The following is a 4,790-nucleotide window of genomic DNA, read 5'->3' as shown; positions in this document are numbered from 1 at the left end:
GGCCGTCGTCGAGCGCTTCACAAAGGGCCAAAAAGACCGACGCAGCCGAAGTGTTCCCGTACCGGTCCAGATTCACCACGGCTCGCTCCGGAGAGACGCCGAAGCGTCGGAGAATACCCTCCATGATACGCCAGTTCGCCTGATGAAAGATCCACCAGTCCACCTGCCCCGGCTCGATCCCCGAAGTCTCGCAGAAGGACTGAAGGAACGGAGGCAGTTCCCTGTTGACGAACTTGAAAACCTCGTTGCCTTTCATGTGCACGAAATGAGCTCCCTCTTCGAGGGTTTCCTTCGAGGCGGGCCTTTCCGAGCCGCCGGCAGGAAGACTGATGAGGTCGTGCTTCGTCCCGTCCGCCCGAAGTGCCGCGGCAACGAATCGACCGTCTCCTTCCCGACGGGGACCGAGCACGCACGCTCCGGCTCCATCCCCGAAAAGAACACAGGTGTTTCTGTCCTGCCAGTTGATAAGACGGGAAAGCGCCTCAGCCCCGACGACCAGCACATGCCGCCAAACACCTGCGGCAATGCCCGAAACGGCGACGGTCAAGGCATACACACACCCGGTGCAGCCCGACTGCACATCGAAAGCACCCGCTTTTTTCGCGCCGAGCCTCCCCTGAACCTTCGCTGCGGTACAGGGGAAAATCGTGTCGGGGGAATTCGTGGCCACGATGACCATGTCCAGCTCTTCCGGAGCGAGCCCAGCCCGTTCGAGAGCGATTCGGCCTGCTTCGACAGCCAGATCGCTCGTCTGTTCCTCCGGAGCGACGATATGCCGCTCGCGGATTCCCGTGCGTTCCAGAATCCATTCGTTCGACGTGTCCACCATCTGTTCCAGTTCCTGATTCGTCAGAATGCGCTCGGGAACGTGCATGCCGGTCCCCCAAAGGCTCACTGCTTTCCCGGAGAACAAACTCATGGAGCATCTCCTCTCTGGACCAATTCCTCCCGAATCATGGCGACGCCCTTCCTCCGGGCAAAATCCCTGGCAACCCGGAGAGCGCTCGAAATCGCCGTGGCTTTGGACCTGCCGTGGGCTTTCACGACCGCGCCGTCCACGCCGAGCAACGGAGTGCCGCCGTACTGTTCGTAATCGAAACGACGCCATATATCCTTGAACATCGGAATCATGAAGATCATTCCGACCTTGGGGAGCAAGCGTCTGCTGATTTCTTCCCGGAGAAGATCATACACGCCGTGGACGATTCCTTCGCCGAACTTGAGGAGAATGTTTCCGGTGAAGCCGTCACAGACGACCACATCCGCCACGCCTCTCGGGACGTCTTTTCCCTCCACGTAGCCGACGAAGCTGTGGGAAGAATTCTTCCGCAGAAGCTCCCTGGTCTCCATGACGACCTCGTCTCCCTTGATCTCCTCCTCGCCGTTGGAGAGCAGAGCGATTTCGGGACGTTGTATGCCCATGATGCACCGCATGTAGACTTCGCCCATAACGGCGAATTGATAGAGATGTATGGGCTTGCACCGCACGGTGGCTCCCACGTCGAGCAGCAGGGACACCCGGTTGAGAACCGGAAGTGGCGCGCCGAGTGCAGGTCGTTCGATCCCGGGGATACGTCCCACCACAAGAACGCCGCCGGCGACGATGGCTCCGGTGTTCCCTGCGGAGACGCATCCCTCCGCCTCCCTGGAACGCACCATTTCCATGGCGATCCGCATGCTCGACCGGCGCTTCTTACGTATCGCCACCGAGGGAGATTCATCCATACCGATGATCTCTTCCGCATGCACGATATGAAGCCGCTTCTCGTCCCTGTGGCCGATTTCCTCCAGGGTTCTTTCCACCACAGGTCCCTGCCCGACGAGGGCGATTTCCAGATCCTGGAACTCCCGACAGGCCAGAACGGCACCCCGACAGATTTCCATCGGAGCGTGGTCCCCCCCCATCACATCAAGAGCCAGATGCATACTCTCCACCTCTCTCCGGCCAAGGCTCCGACATTGTCTCCGTTTCAGAGGGAATCACCGGGTTTCGTGGTCTCCGCCTCGGGAACGACCACGACGATGAAGCGTCCGAGAAATTTCTCCACCTCGTCGACACGAATGCGCACGCTCACGACGAATTTGTTTCCCTTGGACGTGCCTACCTTTGCACGAGCCACAAGTTTGTCCCCGACATAGACAGGTGCTCTGTACCTGACCCTGGCGGAACCCGTGATGACCATGTCCGCCCCGATGACCGCAATGGCCAGAGAACTCGCCATCGCGTAAATATGATGATCGCTCAAAAGGGATGTGTGCCGGAAAGCCATGGAACCGTCGGTCTGAAGAATGGAAAGTCCCCACACGTTGGGTTCGAGATCGACGAGTTCGCCCACGACTTCGTCGTACCGAAGGGATCTGAGGCGACTTGTGGCCTTTTCCGCCATCAGCCGCGTCCGCTCCCGAAGTTCGGGAATGCCGAGAAGGGCCCTGTCCAGCCGTATCGTGCTCACGCTGGCTCTCAAAAGACCTGCGAGTTCCTCGTCGGTACGAAGAGGATCCGAATCCAAAAGGGAGAGAAGCTTCTGATGTCGAAGCTTTCGATACACCGACCGAGCCAGTGCGACCCCCTCCTTTTGACAGCAGGTATTAACAGCAACCGCTACCGGGAAAGTATATGGGGGAACCCGCTTTTTGGTCAAGATGGGGAATGCGATTTCCGGCAAAATGGCGCATTTCCCCCTGGAAGGCCGTAAAACCTCGACACGCCGTACACCTTTTCGTGGCTCCATGCACGATCAGGCTCTCCACAAAGGGACATGCAGTCGTAAGAATTTTTTCCGGGGAGTTTTCTGGACAGCGGTGTTTTACAGGAGTTTTTTCAGGAAGGGCGATTTTTACGAAAAGACATCAGGCATACCGGGGGAGAAAAGACCAGAAGGAACGCTCGCTCGGAATGGTACATTTTGACGGAAGAAGCATCTTCGTCTTGCGGACTGCCTCGCAGAGCAGTTCCGGGGAAACAAAACAGCCAAAAAGGGAAAGTGGACGCAACACACAGTCTGTGTCACGTCCACTCCCCCTCCCGGGTTCAGGAAAAAGAAGTGCGCCTTACGCTTCTTCCTTGCCTTCCGCCACTTTGCGTCCTCTGTAGTGGCCGCAGGCACGGCAGGCACGATAGCTCAGCACGGGCTCCCCGCAATGGGGACAGGTTCCCGTGGAGGGCATACTCAGATCTCCCAGCCAATGGGCCTTCCGGTTATGGGTGCGCGCGTGCGACACCCTCCTTTTCGGTACCGCCATCAGTGTTCTCCTCCTTCGGTTTCGTTCTTCTCCTGCAACGGAAACAACGCAGCAAGCCGGGGATCCACATCACGGACACACGCACACGACCCCTCGTTCAGGTCGGCGCCGCATCGGGGACAGATCCCGAGGCATCCTTCGTCACAAAGGGCCTTGGCGGGCAACGATTCGAGAAGCGTCTCCCATACCTGCTCCCGAACATCAATGACATCGGTTGCCTCACGGAGGATGACAACGCGCTCCTGGTCCGTGCTGTCCTCTTCTTCGCTTTGATCACCTTCAGGCCGCAGTGTATAAAAATACACGAAATTTTCGTTTATGGCAAGAGAAACGGGACGAAGACACCGGGCACACGGAACAAATGCCTCTCCCTCGACGTGGAGGTCCACCTGCGTTGCGTCCTTCAGCCGGAAAACCGACGTGTTCACGGAAAAGCCCTCGGGAAAGCGATATTCCTGCCCCCAATAGAAAATGCTCATGGGGCTTCTTAACTCCCAGGAATAGCGTTTTTCCTCTCCCGGGGTCTTTTGCCCTGAAGAAACACGGAAATGCCACGATTCCGGCATGGCCTCCCACATCATTGCACACACCACCTCGCCGGTGTCACGTCGGCGTTTCCTCAGGAAACCAGCGACAGGGTGTCTCTCGCGATGACAAGTTCCTCGTTCGTGGGGACGACGAGAAGCGCCACCCTGGAATCGGGCTTGCAGATGAAGGCCTCTTTCCCTCGCACGGCATTCTTGGATTTGTCGAAGAGGGCTCCGAGGAATTCCAATCCCTCGCATACCATCTCCCGGACGAGAACCGAGTTCTCCCCCACACCGGCGGTGAAGACCACCGCATCCAGTCCTCCCATGGCCGCCGCATAGGCACCGATATATTTCTTCACGCCATAGCAGAGGATATCGAGCGCGAGTTTCGCCCGGCGGTTTCCACCCGCCGCGGCATCCTCAACATCCCGAAGATCGCTACTGATACCTGAGATACCCAGCACACCGCTATCCTTGTGAAGCACGTGACTCATGGCTTTGGAATCCAGCCCTTCCTCCTGCATGAGATGAAGCACTGCCACGGGATCAACATCACCGCACCGGGTCCCCATGAGGACCCCCGAGACGGTGCCGAACCCGAGCGTCGTGTCCACCGACCTGCCCCCGTCCACGGCGGCGATGGAACTGCCGTTGCCGAGATGGCAGGTGACGATCTTCAGATTTTCGAGAGGTTTTTCAAGCATCGCCGCCGCGCGGTGCGCCACATACAGGTGACTCGTTCCGTGAAAACCGAATCGCCGCACGCGATACGTCTCGTAGTAGTGATAGGGAACCCCGTAGATAAAGGCCCGCTCCGGCATGGTCTGATGGAAAGCCGTGTCGAAGACGGCGATCTGCGGAACCTTGGGAAGGATTTCCATCATAGACTTGATGCCGAGGAGATTCGCGGGGTTGTGCAGAGGAGCGAAGGGCGTGCACTCGTCGATGGTCCTGAGGACATCCGCCGTGACAACCACGGATTTGGCGAATTTCTCACCGCCGTGAACGACCCGATGT

General features: G+C 58.3%; 6 protein-coding genes. All 6 read right to left on the bottom strand.

All coding sequences use genetic code 11. From position 1 onward, the window contains the following. Positions 1-919, bottom strand: a 919-nt coding sequence (locus Q1K49_RS02895; RefSeq protein WP_300522582.1) for a beta-ketoacyl-ACP synthase III, incomplete at its 3' end; no start/stop codon positions are given. Continuing rightward, positions 916-1,926: a phosphate acyltransferase PlsX gene (gene plsX / locus Q1K49_RS02890; RefSeq protein WP_300522579.1), complete on the bottom strand. Its 1,011-nt coding sequence runs from the start codon at positions 1,924-1,926 to the stop codon at positions 916-918. The genes Q1K49_RS02895 and plsX, both read right to left, overlap by 4 nt. 44 nt (positions 1,927-1,970) lie before the next feature. Next, positions 1,971-2,561, bottom strand: a complete 591-nt coding sequence (fapR, locus tag Q1K49_RS02885) for a transcription factor FapR (protein WP_300522584.1) — start codon at positions 2,559-2,561, stop codon at positions 1,971-1,973. A 490-nt stretch (positions 2,562-3,051) separates the two neighbouring features. Then, a complete protein-coding gene (gene rpmF / locus Q1K49_RS02880; protein WP_029166327.1) occupies positions 3,052-3,243 on the bottom strand; it encodes a 50S ribosomal protein L32 in 192 nt (63 codons plus the stop codon). Then, a complete protein-coding gene (locus Q1K49_RS02875; RefSeq protein ID WP_300522575.1) occupies positions 3,243-3,722 on the bottom strand; it encodes a DUF177 domain-containing protein in 480 nt (159 codons plus the stop codon). The genes rpmF and Q1K49_RS02875 overlap by 1 nt, the downstream gene beginning before the upstream one ends. Positions 3,723-3,862: 140 nt before the next feature. Further along, positions 3,863-4,790 (bottom strand): acetate kinase (locus Q1K49_RS02870; protein WP_300522573.1); only part of this gene is annotated, 928 nt, incomplete at its 5' end.

Source organism: Aminiphilus sp. (genome assembly GCF_029975095.1).
Taxonomy (GTDB): Bacteria; Synergistota; Synergistia; order Synergistales; family Aminiphilaceae; genus Aminiphilus.
Note: the sequence above shows the minus strand (reverse complement) of the source record. Positions and strands in the feature narration are given on the sequence as shown.